The 15,241-nt window shown below is 63.5% G+C and carries 15 protein-coding genes; 14 read left to right on the top strand and 1 reads right to left on the bottom strand.

Features of this window, described 5'->3' with window-relative positions:
• Positions 1–34 precede the first annotated feature (34 nt).
• Positions 35–751: a ribonuclease T2 family protein gene (locus CSQ93_RS26980; RefSeq protein WP_199534529.1), complete on the top strand. Its 717-nt coding sequence runs from the start codon at positions 35–37 to the stop codon at positions 749–751.
• A 77-nt stretch (positions 752–828) separates the two neighbouring features.
• Positions 829–2,244, top strand: coding sequence for an MFS transporter (locus CSQ93_RS26975; RefSeq protein WP_099380683.1), 1,416 nt, complete (start codon positions 829–831; stop codon positions 2,242–2,244).
• Positions 2,245–2,254: 10 nt separating this feature from the next.
• Here CSQ93_RS26975 and CSQ93_RS26970 read toward each other — a convergent pair whose 3' ends face one another.
• Positions 2,255–3,889, bottom strand: coding sequence for an acyl-CoA synthetase (locus tag CSQ93_RS26970; RefSeq protein WP_099380682.1), 1,635 nt, complete (start codon positions 3,887–3,889; stop codon positions 2,255–2,257).
• 156 nt (positions 3,890–4,045) lie between these two features.
• Between CSQ93_RS26970 and CSQ93_RS26965 the strand changes: the two genes are divergently transcribed.
• From CSQ93_RS26965 to bla, 12 genes are all read left to right on the top strand, one after another.
• Positions 4,046–4,717 (top strand): Crp/Fnr family transcriptional regulator, encoded by a 672-nt coding sequence (locus CSQ93_RS26965; RefSeq protein ID WP_099380681.1) that lies wholly within the window; start codon positions 4,046–4,048, stop codon positions 4,715–4,717.
• A 62-nt stretch (positions 4,718–4,779) separates the two neighbouring features.
• A complete protein-coding gene (locus CSQ93_RS29600) occupies positions 4,780–5,373 on the top strand; it encodes an AraC family transcriptional regulator (protein ID WP_233516365.1) in 594 nt (197 codons plus the stop codon).
• Between the two features lie 36 nt (positions 5,374–5,409).
• Positions 5,410–5,796 carry a DUF2946 domain-containing protein gene (locus CSQ93_RS26955; protein WP_158301384.1) on the top strand — a complete coding sequence of 129 codons (387 nt, stop codon included), beginning with the start codon at positions 5,410–5,412 and terminating at the stop codon, positions 5,794–5,796.
• Between the two features lie 61 nt (positions 5,797–5,857).
• On the top strand, positions 5,858–6,454 hold the full coding sequence (locus CSQ93_RS26950; RefSeq protein ID WP_035817840.1) for an SCO family protein: 597 nt from the start codon (positions 5,858–5,860) through the stop codon (positions 6,452–6,454).
• Positions 6,455–6,473: 19 nt separating this feature from the next.
• Positions 6,474–6,944 carry a copper chaperone PCu(A)C gene (locus tag CSQ93_RS26945; protein ID WP_099380679.1) on the top strand — a complete coding sequence of 157 codons (471 nt, stop codon included), beginning with the start codon at positions 6,474–6,476 and terminating at the stop codon, positions 6,942–6,944.
• A 124-nt stretch (positions 6,945–7,068) separates the two neighbouring features.
• Positions 7,069–7,743 (top strand): CerR family C-terminal domain-containing protein, encoded by a 675-nt coding sequence (locus CSQ93_RS26940; RefSeq protein ID WP_099380678.1) that lies wholly within the window; start codon positions 7,069–7,071, stop codon positions 7,741–7,743.
• Complete coding sequence (locus CSQ93_RS26935; RefSeq protein WP_099380677.1) at positions 7,740–8,948, top strand: multidrug effflux MFS transporter; 1,209 nt, start codon at positions 7,740–7,742, stop codon at positions 8,946–8,948. The genes CSQ93_RS26940 and CSQ93_RS26935 overlap by 4 nt, the downstream gene beginning before the upstream one ends.
• A gap of 121 nt (positions 8,949–9,069) precedes the next feature.
• Entirely contained in the window at positions 9,070–10,416 is a 1,347-nt protein-coding gene (locus CSQ93_RS26930; protein ID WP_099380676.1) for a DUF3422 family protein, read from the top strand.
• A 73-nt stretch (positions 10,417–10,489) separates the two neighbouring features.
• On the top strand, positions 10,490–12,010 hold the full coding sequence (locus tag CSQ93_RS26925) for a hypothetical protein (protein WP_099380675.1): 1,521 nt from the start codon (positions 10,490–10,492) through the stop codon (positions 12,008–12,010).
• A 64-nt stretch (positions 12,011–12,074) separates the two neighbouring features.
• Positions 12,075–12,467 (top strand): BlaI/MecI/CopY family transcriptional regulator, encoded by a 393-nt coding sequence (locus tag CSQ93_RS26920; RefSeq protein WP_034757543.1) that lies wholly within the window; start codon positions 12,075–12,077, stop codon positions 12,465–12,467.
• Positions 12,464–14,227: a M56 family metallopeptidase gene (locus tag CSQ93_RS26915; protein ID WP_099380674.1), complete on the top strand. Its 1,764-nt coding sequence runs from the start codon at positions 12,464–12,466 to the stop codon at positions 14,225–14,227. Before CSQ93_RS26920 ends, CSQ93_RS26915 begins: the two co-directional genes overlap by 4 nt.
• 58 nt (positions 14,228–14,285) lie before the next feature.
• Positions 14,286–15,236 (top strand): subclass B3 metallo-beta-lactamase, encoded by a 951-nt coding sequence (bla, locus tag CSQ93_RS26910; protein WP_233516364.1) that lies wholly within the window; start codon positions 14,286–14,288, stop codon positions 15,234–15,236.
• Positions 15,237–15,241: the final 5 nt, after the last annotated feature.

The raw sequence follows: 15,241 nt of genomic DNA, 5'->3' as shown, positions 1-15,241 counted from the left end.
TTGCCGGCGTTTTATATTCTGAAAGGGAAACCTGATGCAATTTCGAACTGTACTGCCCGCGCTGGCGGCCGTTTTCCTCAGCCTGTCCTTTGGTGCCGTCCACGCGGCCGACGCCACGTGCGCCATTCCCCGCAACGTCAGTTACTACGATTACGACGTCAAGCCGTCGGACGAGAAAAACACGTGCTACAAGCAAAGCACCAACGTGCCCACCGATTACTTCATGCTGGCGCTGTCGTGGTCGCCAGGTTTTTGCGACAGCCAGCGCCGTCGTGGCGCAGTGTCGAAAAAGGCCGCCTTCCAGTGCGCCGAGAGCAACCAGTTCGGCTGGATCGTGCATGGCCTGTGGGCGCAGTCGGCCAATCCGGCCACCTGCGAAGACATTTCCGTGACGCCGCCGCGCAAGACGGACATGCACCCGCGCTATTGCAAGGGCAATCTGCCGAAGCTGGCGCCGTCCGACATCCTGCCCTATATGTGCATGCAGCCGGGCGAAGCCTTGTTGCAGGGCGAGTGGGAAAAGCATGGCGCCTGCGATTTCGATACGGCCAAGCAGTATTTCGAGAAGGAACGTGAACTGTTCCAGGCCTTGAAGTTGCCAGACTCCACCATGCCGAAGAACGAGCTGTTCCAGTGGATGAAGCAGCACAACCCGCAATTGAAAGGCCGCTGGCTCGGCTATGAAAAGCACTCGGGCGAGTTGCGTATCTGTTATTCGAAAGATTTTAAAGTGATCGATTGCCAGAAGTAAGCTTGCCTGTCCTGCAGGTTTTTTGCATACATGCTAGTGTATTGCCCGGATCAGCAAGATGAACAGGTAGTGTATTTATGCAGCAGTCTATGCAGCGGCAAACGCAAGCCGTGATGGTGGGCGAGGACGGCTTGCCGCCCGGCGCCCGTTTATGGGCCATGCTGGCGCTGGCCATCGGCGTGGGCATGGCCTCGCTCGATACGGCCATTGCCAACACGGCCTTGCCGGCCATCGCCAGCGAGCTGCACACGACGCCGGCCGCCTCCGTATGGATCGTGAACGTCTACCAACTGGCCATGGTGGCGACCCTGCTGCCGTTTTCCGCCCTCGGCGAAATCGCCGGCTACCGACGCGTGTTTATCTCCGGCATGCTCCTGTTTACTTTGGCCTCGCTCGCCTGCGCGCTGGCCTGGTCCCTGCCGTCGCTGGTGGTGGCACGGCTGTTCCAGGGCGTCGGCGCCAGCGCCATGATGAGCGTCAATACGGCGCTGCTGCGCGCCCTGTACCCTAAACATTTGCTGGGACGCGCGTTTGGCAATAACGCGCTGGTGGTGGCCGTCGCGTTCGCCATCGGCCCCACGGCTGCCTCGCTGATCCTGGCGACGGCCTCGTGGCCGTGGCTGTTCGCCATCAACGTGCCGCTGGGCGTGGCGGGCTTTTTCCTCGCCAGCCGCATGCTGCCGGCCACCAAATTGTCCGGCCACACCCTCGATGCGCGCACGGCGCTGTACAACGTGGGCGCCTTCGGCTTGCTCATTTTGCTGTTTGGCGACGCGGCCCATCACGCGGCCCTGTCGACCTTGCTGCCGGAACTGGCGGCGGTGGTGATTTTCTTTGTCTTGCTGTTGCGCCGCCAGGCGGGGCACGCGGCACCGATGCTGCCGATCGACCTGTTCCGCCGTCCATTATTCCTGCTGTCGTCGCTGACGGCCATCTGCACGTTTGCCGCGCAGGGCCTGGCCTTTGTTTCTTTGCCCTTTTATTTTGAGGTGACACTGGGCCGCTCACCCGTCGAGACGGGTTTTTTGATGACGCCGTGGGCCGCGCTGGTCGCCGTGATGGCGCCCGTGGCCGGCCGCCTGAGCGACCGCTATTCTCCGGGCGTGCTGGGCGGTATTGGCCTGGCGGCGCTGGCCGGCGGTTTGCTGACCCTGGTGTGGATCCCGGCGCATCCGAGCGCGGTTGACATCGGCTGGCGCATGGCCTTGTGCGGCATCGGTTTCGGTTTCTTCCAGGCGCCGAACCTGAAAGCCATCATGGGCAGCGCGCCGCCCGAGCGGGCCGGCGGCGCCAGCGGCGTGGTGGCCACGTCCCGCCTGATCGGGCAAGCGACAGGCGCGGCACTGGTCGCGTATTGCTTCACGGTTTCCGCCAGCCGGGGCACGACGTATGCGCTGTGCCTGGCGGCAGGGTTCGCCGCCGTGGCCAGCATCGCCAGCTTCTCGCGCCTGGTGGTGGCGCAGCCGGCGTGGCTGCAAGGCAAGCGCGACTGACGGGAACAAATCAGACGTCGATGGCCTTGTCCGACTGCATGCGCTTGCGCAATTCGAACTTCTGGATCTTGCCTGTCGACGTGCGGGGCAGGGGGCCGAAATAAATGGCTTTCGGTACCTTGAAGCCCGCCAGGTTGTTCTTGCAAAAGGCGATCAATTCCGCTTCCGTCACCGTGCCGCCCTCGCGCAGTTCGACGAACGCGCACGGCGTTTCGCCCCATTTTTCATCGGGCTGGGCGATGACGGCGGCGGCCAGCACTTGCGGATGGTGGTATAGCGCGTCTTCCACTTCCACGCTGGAAATGTTTTCTCCGCCGGAAATGATGATGTCCTTGCTGCGGTCCTTCAGCTTGATATAGCCGTCCGGATACATGACACCGAGGTCGCCCGTGTGGAACCAGCCGCCGGCGAACGCTTCCTGCGTCGCCTTTTCATTTTTCAGATAGCCCTTCATGCAGATGTTGCCACGGAACATGATCTCGCCGATCTGTTCGCCGTCGGCCGCCACCGGCTGCATGGTGTCCGGGTCGATCACGGCCACGGCGCTTTGCAAGTGGTAGCGCACGCCCTGGCGCGACTTCAACACGGCGCGTTCTTCCTGGCTCAAGGCCGCCCACTCGTCCTGCTCGGCGCAGATGGCGGCCGGACCGTACACTTCCGTCAAGCCATACGAGTGGATCAAGTCAAAGCCCATGGCTTCGATCTTTGCCACCATGGCCGCTGGAGGCGGCGCACCGGCCACCATGCCGCGCACGGTCCAGTTGATGCCGTCGCGCCAGTTGGCGGGCGCGTTGGCCAGGGCCGCGTGCACGATGGGCGCGGCGCAATAGTGGGTGATGCGCAACTCGCGCATCAGGTCGAACACGAGTTTCGGCTCGAACTTGCGCAGGCATACGTTGACGCCGGCGCGGGCGGCGACGGTCCACGGGAAGCACCAGCCATTGCAGTGGAACATCGGCAAGGTCCATAAATACACGGCATGCTTGGGCATGTCCCACTCCAGTATGTTCGACAGGGCATTCAATGCCGCGCCGCGGTGGTGGTAGACCACGCCTTTCGGGTCGCCCGTGGTGCCGGACGTGTAGTTGAGGGCGATGGCATCCCACTCGTCCGCCGGCCCCTGCCAGTCGTACTCGGGGTCGCCGCTGGCCAGCAAGGCTTCGTAGTCGAGGTCGGCAAATGGGTCCACTTCAGGTCCCAGCACGTCATTGACCTGGATCACGCGCAGGCCGGGAATCTGCGCCGCCATCTGGCGCGCCAGTTCGGCAAATTCCGTATCGGCCAGCAAGACTTTCGCCTGGCCATGGCGCAGCATGAAGGTCAGCGAGGCCAGGTCGAGGCGGATATTCAGGGCGTTGAGGACGGCGCCGGCCATCGGGACGCCAAAGCTCGCTTCCACCATGGCGGGCGTGTTTGGCAGCATCACGGCCACCGTGTCGCCCGTACCCACGCCCAGCTTGATGAGGCCGGAGGCCAGGCGGCGCGTGCGCGCATAGGTTTCACCCCACGTCTGGCGCACGGCGCCATGTGCAATTGCCAGGCGATTGCCATATACTGCGGCTGCCCTGGCGATATAGTCGAGCGGGGTGAGGGCGGCGTAATTGGCGCTATTTTTGCCGAGGCCGGTATTGAAATCAGCAGTCATGCTTGTCTCCTGTGAAATAAAATTCTGTAGCTCCCTGTTTCGGGATTGATACCGGTTAGCATAGCACCGGCGCTGGAAAATCACTGTCATCTTAGTGACAGCTGACGTGTGAAATTGAAGGATGGAATGGACAGCAACGATAGTGTAGACCTTGCGATGCCTGAACTCGGCAGCCATGACTGGTTCACGGCCCTCGATGCGCGGCATCAGACCCTGTTGCGCACCGGCAGCGTGATCAGGCATTACGAAGCGGGCGCCTTCATCACGCGGCGCGGCGAACCGTCGGCGCACTGGATCGGCGTGCACACGGGCTTGATCAAGCTGGCCGTCTACAACGCCGATGGGCGCGGCGCCACGTTTTCCGGCGTGCCGGCCGGCGGCTGGTGCGGCGAGGGCAGCGTGCTCAAGCGCGAACTGCGCCGCTACGACGTGGTGGCCGTGCGCGCATCGAGCATCATCCTCGTGCCGGTGGACCTGTTTCACCTGCTGCTGGCCGAAAGCCTTTCCTTCAATGCCTTCGTCATCCGCCAGTTGAACGAGCGCATGGGCCAGTTCATCGCCACCATCCAGAACCAGCGCCTGCTGGCCGTCGATGCGCAAGTGGCGCAAGCCATCGCGCAACTGTTCCACCCCATGTTATACCCGCGCACTTCCAGCGTGCTTGAGCTGTCGCAGGAAGAAATCGGCTTGCTGACGGGCATTTCCCGACAGCGGGTGAACCAGGCGCTGGGCCACCTGGCCGAATTGAACTTGATCAGCATCGCCTACCAATCCATCCGCGTCGTCGACCTGGACGGCTTGCGCCGTTATGGCGTAGCGTCGCTGTGATGACAGACCGGACGCGCGATGTGTGGCATGCTGGCGGCTCGCTCACCATACTGACCTGACGCATGGCCCTCGTTTCCGATTATCCCTTGCACTTGCTGGGCTTGCGCTTTCCGCTCAGGCTGCGCGTCACCGTGCGCCAGGGCTTTGTGACTTTGCACAATGAAATCGCCACCAAGAAACTGGCCAGCGGCGACAGTTTCGTCGTGCCCGCCTTTTTGCGCTTCGCCTGCGACGTGATGCCGGGGCGGGGCAAGCCGGCCGTGTTCACCCTGGCGCTGGAAGACGATGAGGCGGAGGGCGGCCACGGCGGCGGCAAGCGCTGGAGCCAGGCGCTGGCGCAGCACATCTTTGATACGCCGCAAGGCAAATGGACGGCGGCGCGCCTGGCGGCCCTGTGGCAAGTGACGCCGCACAAGGCCAGGGCGCGCCTGTTTTCCGAGGGCGAGGCCTTGCTGAGCCTGGTGCGCGAGCAGCGTCTGGCGCACGCGCTGCACACGGCGGCGCAAGCGGATGCCGATGGCGTGCATGGCGAGCGCGACCTGGCGCAAGTGGCGGCTGGTTCCGGCTTTGCCTCGATCCCCGCGTTTTGCGACGCCTGCGTGGACGTGGCCGGCGTGCGCCCCAGCCTGTTCCTGCGCGGCCAGGCGCCCGGATAGCCAGACTCCGTTATAATCGGGGCCATGGGATCATTATTGAAGCGCAAACAGTGGCATATGTGGTTCGCCTGCCTGGCGATACTGCTCAATGCGCTGTCGCCGTCCCTGTCGTATGCGTTTGCCTCGCTGCATGCGAACGCGAACAATGCCGCCGTCGAGATTTGCTCGGCCAGCGGCGCCGTCTACACGCAGGCGGACCTGGCGCCGACCGCCACATCCGCCACCGATTCCGTGCTGCATCACATCGAGCATTGCCCGTTCTGCATGAGCCATGCGGGCAGCGTGGGCTTGCCGCCGTCGTCAGCATCGCCGCTGGCCGTCATTACGGGCCACGACCTGTATCCGCCCCTGTTTTACCAGGCGCCGCGGGCCCCGTTCGCGTGGCTGGCCGCCAGCCCGCGCGGCCCCCCTCTGGCTGCCTGAACGCCAGTCACGCCTTCCACGTCTTAATTGTATCCACTACGCCCATCGGGCCGGAATTATCATGAAACGTCGTCTTTTCCTTCTCGCCGGTACGGCGGGATTGCTTACGCTTGCCGCTTGCGAACCAGCGCCGAAACCCCATTACAACGGCCTCGACTTGACGGGAGGCGATTACAAGCCCGACTTCAAGTTGAGCGGCCCCGATGGCAAGGTCTACACCCTGGCCGATTTCAAGGGCAAATATGTGATGGTCTTCTTTGGCTTCACGCAATGCCCGGACGTGTGCCCGACAGCCCTGTCGCGCGCGCTGGAAATCCGCCAGAAACTGGGCGCCGATGGCGATAAATTGCAGGTAATCTTTATCAGCATCGACCCCGAGCGCGATACGCCCGAGTTGCTGGGCGAATACATGCGCGCCTTCGATCCGAGTTTCCTCGGCTTGCGCACGGACCCGAAGAACACGGCGCAGACGGCCTTCAACTACAAGGTCTTCTACCGCCGCGTACCGAGCGGCAGTTCGTACACGATGGACCACACGGCCATCAGCTATGTGCTCGACGCCGAGGGACGCATGCGCCTGGGCTTGAAACACCAGTTGACGGGCGACGAATGCGTGCAGGACATCAAGACCCTGATGAAATCGAAATACACCTTATAACCATCGCGAGGAAATAATCATGACCCATCTGAAAACCCTGCTGGCCACGGCCCTGACCGTGCTGTCCTTCTCTGCCGTCGCACAAACCAGCGTGCAAATTACCGACCCGTGGGTGCGCGCCACCGTGCCGCAGCAAAAAGCCACGGGCGCCTTCATGCAGATCACGGCGCCGAAAGCCATGCGCCTGCTGGAAGTGCGTTCGCCCGTGGCCGGCGTGGCGGAAATCCATGAAATGAGCATGACGGACAATATGATGCGCATGCGCCAGGTCAAGGAAATCGCCTTGCCGGCCGGCAAGGCCGTCGAACTGAAACCGGGCGGTTACCACGTGATGCTACTGGAACTCAAAGGGCAGGTGAAGGCGGGCGACAAGATTCCGCTGACCCTCGTCGTCGAAGGCGAAGACAAGCGCCGCGAAACCATCGAAGTCAATGCCGTGGCCCGTCCGCTGGGCGCCACCTCGGCGCCGATGCCGGCGATGAAGCACTAAGCCTGCCGCCAGTCCCTTGAAAAGCCCGGTTCGCCGGGCTTTTTTTGTGTTCGCCTGAAAGTTAAACGACTGTTTGATATAATTCCCTGCAATATTAAACGGCTGTTTAAATGATGGGAATGGCATGACGGAAGAAACGAGAAGTGACAGGGAAGCGGAGCCGGCGCGCGCGCGCATCCTGCAAGTGGCGGCCCAGCTGTTTGCCGACGACGGCTACAAGGTCGCGTCCGTGCGCAAGATTTGCGAGGCGGCCCACGTGAATGTGGCGATGGTGAATTATTACTTTCATAGCAAGGAAGAGCTGCACCTGGCCGCTTTTGACTATGCGCGCGAGCTGGCGCGGGCCTCGGCCGCCGATGTGGCGGCGGCAAGTGCGCAGGCGCAATTGCCGCCAGTGGAACAGTTGCGCCTGGCCATAGAAGCGCTCGTCTCCGACATGTTGCGCTCGGGTCCGGCTTCGCTGTTCAGCCGCCTGGTGGCGCGCGAACTGATCGAGCCGACGGCCGCCATCCACAAGCTGGCCGAGCGCAATGTGCGCCCGCAGCACGCTTTGTTCACTAGCCTGATCCGTGGCGTGGTGGGGCCGGCCATGCCCGACGACGTGGTACAGAAATGCGTGTTCAGCGTGATCGGGCAGGCCGTGTTCTATGCCCGTTCGCGCATCGTGCATGAACTGGTGGCGCCGGAAATTACCTATGACGAAGCGGGTATCGCCGATATCGCCCGGCATATTGCCGCCTTCTCGCTGGCGGCCCTCGACGGCTTGCGTCGCCAGCATGTTGCGCAGGAGCTTGCATGAAAACCAGAAACTTGACCCTGGTGCTGGCCGGGCTGGCCATGCTGGGCCCGTTCGCCACGGACACCTTCCTGCCGTCGTTTCCCGCGATCGGCACGCATTTCGACGTCAGCAGCGTGCTGGTGCAGCAGACCCTGAGCGTCTACCTGGCTGCCTATGCCTTCATGACCTTGTTCTACGGCACCTTGTCCGACTCGTTTGGCCGCCGCCCCGTGATCCTCGCCTCGCTGCTGATCTTCGCCGTGGGCTCCATCGGCGCCGCATTTGCGCCCAGCTTTGGCTGGCTGCTGTTTTTCCGCGGCATGCAGGGCGCCTCGGCGGGAGCGGGCAGGGTCATCGGGCAAGCCATCGTGCGCGACACCCTGTCTGGCGCGGCTGCGCAAAAGATGCTGGCCAATATCATGATGGTGTTCGGCATCGCGCCCGCCATAGCGCCCATCATCGGCGGCTGGCTGCACGTGGCCTACGGCTGGCAATCGACGTTCGTCTTCACGTTTTCCGTCACCGTGCTGCTGGCGCTCGCCTGCCTGAAAGGCTTGCCGGAAAGTTTAGCCGTCGAGCAACGCCAACCCTTCCACCCAGGCAATATCGCGCGCAATTACTGGCTGGCCTTGCGCCACCGGGCGTTCCTGCTGCGTTCGCTGGCCGTGGCCTTCGCCTTTGGCGGCTTCGCCCTGTACATCGCCTCGGCCCCGCGTTTCATCCTGGAGCTGCTGCGTCTTCCGGAAACGGCGTTTGGCTGGATGTTCATCCCCATGGTGGCTGGCCTGGTGGGCGGCTCGGCGCTGTCGGGCAAGCTGGCGCATGCGGTGAAAAGCACCGTGCTGGTGCGCTGGGGCTTGCTGGCCATGGCGGCCACGGGGGCGCTCAATATCGCTTACAACCACTGGTTTGCGGCCAGCATCCCGTTCGCTGTCGTGCCCGTGATGCTGTATGCGTTCGGCATGTCGCTGGCCTTGCCGGGCATGACCATGTCGACGCTGGACATTTTCCCGCAGATGCGGGGCCTGGCCGCGTCCCTGCAAAATTTCGTGCAAATGCTGGTGTTTGCCCTGGTGTCCGGTTTTGTCGCACCGTTGCTGTTCGACAGCGCATTTAAATTGGCGCTGGGACAGGCTTCGGCCGTCGTGCTGGCCGGCGCGTTCTGGTGGCTGGGCAGCCGCCAGGAGGCGGAGCAGGGTGCGATAGGCGTTGCTAAAACGGCATGAACGAAGTTTGAAAAGGTAGGCATGCTTCCTGCTTTGTTACACTGTGACAATCAGACCCCGCCGCGGGCATAGCAGCACGCGCGCGGGTCTAAGCAGTTTTGCAACTTTACCTTTGGCTATCATGCACTTGATTAACTCCAGTTTGAACCACGCCTTGCGCGTGCCGCTGGCGGCGGAAATCCACTCGCGGCCGTTTTTGCAGCTCGACGCTCCCGAGCTGATCACCCATCTGGCCGTCTACAAGGATGACAGCGCGGCGCCCGGTGCGTCGAATATGGCGGCCCAGCACGCCACCCTGGCGGCCCTGTGCACGCATTTCGGCGTCACGCCGCCCGCCGCCGAAGCCAAGTATTTTTATTATGACTTTGGCCGCTTCCGCCTGAAATGGGAATGCCACACGGAATTTGCCACGTTTACCTTTGCCGAGCATCCAGGGCAGGCCTTGCCTCTGGCGCAGGCGTTCGAGCGCATGCCCCTGGAACAGTTGCCGCAGCAGTGGCTGGTGGGTTTGAAGGGCAAGCTGATGGTGGCCGCGCACGTGGTGCTGGAGCAGGCGACAGAGCCTGCCGAGATCTTCATGCAGGGCTTGTCGCGCGTGTTCGAGGGCAATACCCTGGCTGGCAGCAAAGTGTTGCAGGGCGGCGAATTGTGGACCGATTTCACGATACAGTCCGACGGCTTCAGCCGTTTCGTCATCCGCGACGCGGGCATGCGCTCGCAGCAGTCGGGCCGATTGGTGCAGCGCGTGCTGGAAATCGAAACCTACCGCATGATGGCCTTGCTGGGCTTGCCCTACGCCATGCAGGCGGCGCCATCCTTGAATGCCATCGAAAACGAACTGGCCACCCTGGCCGCCGCCATGGTCGACACGGACGATGCGCCGGGAGCCAGCAAGACGGACGACGGCGTCTCCGAGCAAGCCTTGCTCGACCGCATCACGCGCCTGGCGGCCCGCATTGAAAAGCTGTCGCTCGACAATAGCTACCGTTTTTCCGCCTCGAAAGCCTACATGGGCCTCGTGAAAGCGCGCATCGACGAGTTGCGCGAAGTGCGTATCGAAGGCATTCCCACGGTCGAGGAATTCATGGACCGCCGCCTGACGCCCGCCATGAACACCTGCGAAGCGATGGCTAGCCGCCAGGAAGCGATGGCGCAGCGCATTGCCAACACGAATGACTTGCTGCGCACGCGCGTGGGCATCGTGCAGGAATTGCAGAACCGGCAAATCCTGCAATCGATGAACGCCCGCGCGGCGCAGCAGTTGCAACTGCAGCAAGCGGTGGAAGGCTTGTCCGTGGCGGCGATCTCGTATTACGTGATTGGCCTGTTCAGCTACACGGGCAAGGCGGCCAAGGTGATGGGCTTGCCCGTGAATCCGGAAATCCTCGTCGGCGCCCTGGTGCCGTTCGTGGCAGCGGCCGTCTGGTTGGGACTGCGGCGCATGCATCACAAGCTGCACGCTGACTGAACAGGACGACGCTGCGCTGTCATTTTTGCTATCTTTCAACATTCGACCGTCAGGTGTTTTGAAAGGAAGTTGCGTGCTACCGAATGTTGGCGATGTTTACAGTGTGTTTTCGTCCGAGCTGCAGCAATATGTGGCTTGCCAGGTCACCCGCATCAAGGATGTATCCTCGTCCAGGCCGGTAGCTGCCGTGCTGGAGTTGGACTGGACCGGCGACGCTTTGCCCGATGCGGCGGCCGTGCAAGCCATGCGGCCGCTGCTGTGCGACTATTTCTTCTGGAATAATCGCCACGATCACTGCTATGCCACGGCGAACGTGCCGCCTGGCCATACTCTCGTTGGCAATATCGCGCCGCTGGTGGATGTGGAAGTCAACAGTTACCGCAGCGGCTGGAACGTGGGCGACAGCGTGCTGCGCCAGCGTAACTGGGAGCGCATCGATCCGCTGCGGCGCCAGCAATTCAAGGCCGCGTCGGACGAGCGCGAAGTGACGCTCGGCGGCCACGTCTTCCGCCAGGATGCGACGAAAATCAATGACAGCGTCTTGCAGGCGTTGGACGACATATCCGAGCTGGAGCAACTGCCTTGCCTGATGTCCATCGAGACGGCCGATGGCACGCAGGCCTTGATGGCGTTTATCCAAGGCAATCCCTTCATCAATGAGCTGGACTGGCAGTCATCGACGGTGCATGCGCTCGATTTCAGCGGCAGTGGCTTGAGCCGTTTGATCCTGCAGCCCGATGGCGTCACCAGCCTGGTCTTGAACGAAGGCCTGGGCCTGCTCGCGCTGCGCGGCGCGCCATCGCCGGCGCTGCGCATCGACGATGGCGCCGATGGCCGCCATCTGACACTGCAGTGCAAGCACACGCTGCCGCCGTTCCACGGTCTCGGCCAGCTGGGCGGCCTGTCGCTGGTCAGCATGAAAGACGTTGATCTGGCGCAAGTGGCGCAGCGCTTTCCCCATCTGACGGCCTTGCGCATCTGGGGCAAGCCGGGGCTGGCGTCGCAGATGGCCAGCCTTGCGCAATTGGCCCAACTGCGGATGTTTACCGCCTATGATCTGTTCGGTTACACGGCGGAAGAGTTTCCATCAGCCACGCAATTGCCGCAGCTGTCGGCCTTGTGGCTGACCAGCTTGCCCGGCGATGTGGCCAAGGCCATCAAGGCCGGCTACAAGAAAGCGGCGGCGCTGGGACTGGATTTGTCGGTGAGCAAGGCGCGCAAGCCGGAATGGCTGGCTGACAACCTGCTCAATCCGTTCCGCGACTGGGATGGCCGCGAGCATATTTCCCCCGCGTATGCGAAAAAGGCGGCGCTGGCCTACAAGAATATGCTGGCCGTGACGCGCGGCATCGATGCCGCCATGGAGGCGACGGCGGCCGCCGCCGCGCTGGAAGCGATGGTCACCGCCTATGTGGCTGAATTCAACAAGATCGAGCGGCGTGCGAGCATCATCGAGACGGTCGAGCGCGAGGAAATCTACACGGTGCTGGCTGAGTTGCTGGTGCAGCTGCGGCAGCAACTGGGCGGGCAGGGCACTGCGCTCGTCGACGAGGCGGCCTTGCTGGACCTGTTCGACCGCTTGCGCGAATTCTAGTCTTGCCAGGGACTCTAGAAAAAAAGTTCTAGACAGGGCGTTCTAGACTGGGTATTCTAGCGGCATGTTAAAAAATACCTCCACTCCCCATCCCACGGCAGCCGAGCTGGACCTGCTGCGCATCCTGTGGCAGCGCGGTCCGTCCGACGCGCGCGCCGTGTATGACGCCCTGGCCGCGGAGCGTGCCGACGCCAGTTACGCCACCGTGCTGCGCCAGTTGCAGCTGATGCATGGCAAGGGCTTGCTGAGCCGCGATGAAAGCCAGCGGCCGCAACTGTATGCGGCCGTCGAAGCGCAGGAAAAGTTACAGACCAGCTTGCTCAAGGATTTGATCGGCAAGGTGTTTTCCGGTTCCGGCAAGGCGCTCGTGCTGACGGCGCTGCGCGAGCACGTGAGCGACGCGGAACGCCTGGAAATTGAAAAAATACTGCGCAGCAAGGATGGCGGTGCGCCATGAACCTGGACATGGGTTTGGGCATTGAGTTGGGCAAGCTTGTTCCTGCGCTGGGCTGGGTGCTGCTGTATTTTGTCTGGCAGGGCGTGATCGTCGGCGCCGTGTCTGCCGTATTGCTGTGGTTGCTGCGCCACGCCAGCGCGCGCTGGCGCTACGCCGTCTGCGCGCTGGCGCTGCTGCTGTGCCTGTGCATTCCCACCGTCCACCTGCTCTCGCTCCTGTCCGGCACATCGCTGGCCCAGCTGCCGGTGGACGCGCCGCCCGCCTGGCGCGCCGCGCTGCAAGCGTGGATGCCGGCCCTGGTGCTGGCCTGGAGCGCCGGCGTTGGCTTGATGAGCTTGCGGCTGTGCCTGGGCCTGGCCTGGGTTGGCAAGCTGCGCCGCCAGGCAGTGGCGGCGCCCGCCATCTGGCAGGCGCGCCTCGATGCGCTGGCTTTGCGCATGGGCTTGCGCAGCAGTGGGCCAGTGCCGCTGAAGCTGCATGCGGGCTTGTCCAGTCCCGTGACCGTGGGCTTCTGGCGCCCCGTCATCCTGCTGCCGGCCGCCTTGCTGAGCGGCATGCCGGTGGCCTTGCTCGAAGCGCTGCTGGCGCATGAACTGGCGCACGTACGGCGCTGGGATTACCTGGTCAACCTGTTGCAAAGCGTGGCCGAGGCGTTGCTGTTTTTTCACCCCGTCGTCTGGTGGCTGTCGGCGCGCATGCGGGCCGAGCGCGAACAGGTGGCCGACGCGCTGGCTGCGCAAGCGCTGCAAGACCCGCAGCAGCTGGCCTCGGCGCTGCATGCGCTGTCCCTGCATGCAGCCGCGCCGCAGCATTCCCGCTTGCTGATGTCGGCACGGGGCGGGGCGTTGCTGACGCGAATCGAACGCCTGATGGCGCCCGGCCCCGACACTGGCGGCTGGAAGCTGGCCGTGCCCGCCTTGCTGCTGGCTTGCGCCACCTTGCTGCTGCAGGCGCCGGGCAAGCCTGCCGTCAACGGGGCGGCCCTGGCCGAGGCCGCCGCCGCGATGCTGGACTTGCCCGTCAGCGCGAAACACATGCTGGTATTCGATGACGCCAGCGGCAAGGTGCTGATGGCAAAAGACGCGGACGCCGTCGTACCGATCGCCTCGATCACCAAGTTGATGACGGCCATGGTGGTGCTGGACGCGGGCCTCGACCCGGACGAACAGCTGCGTATCGTGCGCGCCGATGCCGACGCTTCAATGCAGCGCCACAGCCTGCTGGCCGAGGGCGTGGCCGTATCGCGCGGCGCGCTGTTGCAACTGGCGCTGTTGCCGTCCGAAAACCGCGCCGCCGCCGCACTGGCGCGCACCTATCCGGGCGGCAGCGCGGCGTTTCAGCAGGCCTTGCAAGCGAAGATCCGCCACCTGGGGCTGACGCGCACCACCTTGCTGGACCCCGTCGGCAGCTCGCCGGCGAACACCTCCACGGCCAGCGAGGTGGCGAAGATCGTCGCGGCGGCCGCGCGCTATCCGGACATCGCGCGCATCACCAGCCACCCGCAAGCGAGCGTGGCCGTCAATGGCAAGGTCCGTACCTTGCACAATACCAACCCATTGGTCGGTGGCAAGGGCTGGGACATTGTGCTGTCGAAAACTGGCAGCAGCAACGAAGCGGGCAGCTGCCTGACGATGCGCATGCGCAGCGGCGGCAAGCACGTCACTGTGGTGCTGCTGGACGCCGCCGGCGCGCAGCGGCGCTCGCTTGACGCCGGACACATCCGCGACACCCTGGCCGACAGGACCGGTCGCATGCATTGATACCCCCCCCGGGCGCGCCAGTGCGGGCGCCCATCTTTTTTACACTCTGGAGATGAAGATGACACTATTGGCGAAGTTGATGCTGGCTACGGTTGCGACCATGGCGGCTGGCACGGTGCAGGCGAAGACCCCCGCACCGGTGCAGGATAAACCGGTAAATTGCGACAATTGCAAGGAATGGAACGCGCCCGTCAAGCCGTTCAATGTCTTTGGCAATACCTGGTATGTGGGCACGGCCGGCCTGTCGGCCGTGCTGGTGACGAGTCCGCAGGGTCATATCCTGCTCGACGGCGCGCTGCCGCAATCGGCGCCCCTGATCGTGGCGAACATCAAGGCGCTGGGCTTTCGCATCGAGGATGTGAAATACATCCTCAATTCGCACGCCCATTGGGACCATGCGGGCGGCATCGCCGCGCTGCAGCGGGCCAGCGGCGCCATCGTGATGGCCAGCGCGGCCGCCGCCCCGGTGCTGCAAAGCGGCACCAACGGCAAGGACGATCCGCAGTACCAGGCCGATCCCGTCGTGCATGTGGCCAAGGTGCGCAAGGTCAGCCTGGTGGGCGAGGGCGATACCGTCAAGGTAGGACCGTTGTCCTTGACGGCCCACATGACGCCGGGCCACACCCCCGGCGGCACGACATGGACGTGGACATCGTGCGAAGGCCAGCGCTGCCTGGACGTCGTGTATGCGGATAGCCTGAACCCGTATTCGAGCGGCGATTTCCGCTATACGGGCAAAGGCGGCACGCCCGATATTTCGGCCTCGTTCGAAGCGAGCATCGCCAAGGTGGCCGCCTTGCCATGCGACATCATCATCCCCGTGCATCCGGGCACGACGGACGTGCTGGGCAAGGCAGCCAGGCGCAGCGGTCAAGATAATCCCCTGATCGACGCCGGCGCCTGCCGCGCCTATGCGGCCGAAGCGGGCGGCTTGCTGGCCAAGAAGCTGGCGAAAGAACGGGGCGTCGCGTTACCAACCGAAGCCAAAGGCGCGGCGCACGCGCATTAAGCCTT

It is taken from the genome of Janthinobacterium sp. BJB426, from assembly GCF_002735705.1.
Lineage (GTDB): Bacteria > Pseudomonadota > Gammaproteobacteria > Burkholderiales > Burkholderiaceae_D > Janthinobacterium.
The sequence above is the reverse complement of the archived record's forward strand: the minus strand, read 5'-3'. Positions and strand labels throughout refer to the sequence as shown.

Coding starts and splice junctions, on each gene's coding strand:
- CSQ93_RS26980 (WP_199534529.1), top strand. CDS start 35: ATGCAATTTCGAACTGTACTGCCCGCGCTGGCGGCCGTTTTCCTCAGC.
- CSQ93_RS26975 (WP_099380683.1), top strand. CDS start 829: ATGCAGCAGTCTATGCAGCGGCAAACGCAAGCCGTGATGGTGGGCGAG.
- CSQ93_RS26970 (WP_099380682.1), bottom strand. CDS start 3,889: ATGACTGCTGATTTCAATACCGGCCTCGGCAAAAATAGCGCCAATTAC.
- CSQ93_RS26965 (WP_099380681.1), top strand. CDS start 4,046: ATGCCTGAACTCGGCAGCCATGACTGGTTCACGGCCCTCGATGCGCGG.
- CSQ93_RS29600 (WP_233516365.1), top strand. CDS start 4,780: ATGGCCCTCGTTTCCGATTATCCCTTGCACTTGCTGGGCTTGCGCTTT.
- CSQ93_RS26950 (WP_035817840.1), top strand. CDS start 5,858: ATGAAACGTCGTCTTTTCCTTCTCGCCGGTACGGCGGGATTGCTTACG.
- CSQ93_RS26945 (WP_099380679.1), top strand. CDS start 6,474: ATGACCCATCTGAAAACCCTGCTGGCCACGGCCCTGACCGTGCTGTCC.
- CSQ93_RS26940 (WP_099380678.1), top strand. CDS start 7,069: ATGACGGAAGAAACGAGAAGTGACAGGGAAGCGGAGCCGGCGCGCGCG.
- CSQ93_RS26935 (WP_099380677.1), top strand. CDS start 7,740: ATGAAAACCAGAAACTTGACCCTGGTGCTGGCCGGGCTGGCCATGCTG.
- CSQ93_RS26930 (WP_099380676.1), top strand. CDS start 9,070: ATGCACTTGATTAACTCCAGTTTGAACCACGCCTTGCGCGTGCCGCTG.
- CSQ93_RS26920 (WP_034757543.1), top strand. CDS start 12,075: ATGTTAAAAAATACCTCCACTCCCCATCCCACGGCAGCCGAGCTGGAC.
- CSQ93_RS26915 (WP_099380674.1), top strand. CDS start 12,464: ATGAACCTGGACATGGGTTTGGGCATTGAGTTGGGCAAGCTTGTTCCT.
- bla (WP_233516364.1), top strand. CDS start 14,286: ATGACACTATTGGCGAAGTTGATGCTGGCTACGGTTGCGACCATGGCG.